The organism is Ruegeria sp. CDSA246 (genome assembly GCF_059611225.1).
In genome coordinates, this window is record NZ_JBXWPD010000052.1 from 1 (window position 1) to 1,511 (window position 1,511).

General features: G+C 54.1%; 1 protein-coding gene. It reads right to left on the minus strand.

The annotated features are described in order from the left end of the window. Positions 1-74: 74 nt before the first annotated feature. Positions 75-1,426 (minus strand): IS3 family transposase gene (locus AC2FI9_RS22765; RefSeq protein ID WP_170825240.1). Its coding sequence is split into 2 segments (ribosomal slippage): positions 75-1,090 and positions 1,090-1,426, totalling 1,353 coding nucleotides; the frame shifts between segments, so codons are not numbered across the junction. Positions 1,427-1,511 lie beyond the last annotated feature (85 nt).

Genomic DNA, 1,511 nt, shown 5'->3' on the forward strand with positions numbered 1-1,511 from the left:
TGTCCGTCGTCAGGGATTTTGGGACAGATGGCGCTCTGATCTAAGAGAGGATGTGGCTCATCTGGTTGGTTTGATTATGCGGCGGATTTGCGGTGAAGCAAGCGCCGGGTTTCGATGGTCTTTCGTTTGATCCTCTCTCGTTGTTTTAGAATGGTCTGTCCGCGCCCGAAGTAGACATCAGCGGGCGTGAGGTTTTGTAAGCTTTCGTGGTAGCGCCGGTGGTTGTAGTGATCGACGAAAGCATCGATCTGCTGCCTGAGATCACCGGGCAGGTAGTAGTTTTCCAGCAAGATGCGGTTCTTCAAGGTCTGGTGCCAGCGCTCGATCTTTCCCTGAGTTTGCGGATGGTATGGCGCCCCTCGGACATGATCCATTTCCTGATCTTCCAGCCATTCAGCAAGTTTACCAGAGATATAACTGGATCCGTTATCACTGAGCAGGCGCGGTTTGTGCAGCACGGTTGCCTGATCACAGCCCGACGCCTGTAGTGCCAGGTCCAGCGTGTCGGTCACATCCTCGGTCTTCATAGTCGTACAAAGCTTCCAAGCGATGATGTAACGGCTGTAATCGTCCAGGATCGTACTGAGATAGAACCAGCCCCAGCCGATGACCTTCAGGTAAGTGAAGTCGGTCTGCCAGAGTTGGTTCGGCCGTGTGGTCTTGTCCTGGAACTCGTCTGCGGCCGACAAAACCACATAAGCCGGGCTGGTGATCAGATCGTAGGACTTGAGGATGCGATAGACCGAAGCCTCTGACACAAAGTACTTTTCTGTGTCGGTGAAGCGAACAGCTAACTCACGCGGGGAAAGCTCACTTTCCTTCAGTGCCAGGTCCTTGATCTTCTCACGCATTGGCTGCGGAATGCGGTTCCAGACCCGTGAGGGCTTGGGACTACGATCCTCAAGCGCCTCAGGACCACCCGACAGATACCGGTCGTACCAGCGATAGAAGGTGGTCTTCGGGATGCCCAGCTTTTCCAAAGTGCGCTTGGTCGGGAGATGCGAACCTTCGACGAGGCGGATGATCTCCAGCTTTTCAGATGCAGGATACCTCATTCGTCGTCGTCCCCATCTGCGATCATGCTTTTTTTGAGCAAACGCAGTTCCAGGGCCTGTTCTGCAACAACTTCCTTTAGATCACGGGCTTCCCGTCTCAGATCCTTCACTTCGGCGGAAGTTGCCGCACGGGCCGTGTCACCTGCCAGACGTTTCTTGCCGGCTTCCAGAAATTCCTTGGACCAGCTGTAATACAGGCTCTGCGCGATGCCCTCACGACGGCACAGCTCTGCAATGCTGTCCTCGCCTTTAAGGCCGTCCAGCACGATCCTGATCTTCTCTTCTGCGGAATACTGTTTGCGGGTCACACGGCGAATGTCCTTTACGACCTTCTCACCGTAGCTCTGCTTGGTTCCGGGTTTCTTTCTCATCTCCACTCCTTGGCGGTTACGATGAGCCAGAAACCCTCTCTTATCAAATCTACTTAAACTGTCCCATTGGTGCTGACGTCAGACA